Consider the following 245-nt stretch of genomic DNA (forward strand, 5'->3'; position numbering starts at 1 on the left):
GCAACACTTTTTATAGCCGCTATATCTACGATAGGTGAAATCACTAACGGAAGTAGTGCTGTAGCCGGAATAGGCACAACCTCACTTACCCACCACGATGCCATCCAAAATGCTAAGCCTGCAGTTTTAAATGCAGCTGCCGACATTCCTACTGGCGGCTCAGCTAAACAGGTCAGTAACATTACACACGGACCAAGTAATAATAACAGCCACTGTATAAACGGCTTTTTATTGGCGTTATTTTC

At 44.1% G+C, this 245-nt stretch carries 1 protein-coding gene; it reads left to right on the plus strand.

The genetic code is table 11. The features are described from left to right. Positions 1–245, plus strand: a 245-nt coding sequence (locus R0K30_RS23090; RefSeq protein WP_410613316.1) for a hypothetical protein, incomplete at both ends; no start/stop codon positions are given.

Source organism: Bacillus sp. SIMBA_154 (assembly GCF_046536015.1).
GTDB classification, from domain to species: Bacteria; Bacillota; Bacilli; order Bacillales; family Bacillaceae; genus Bacillus; species Bacillus pumilus_P.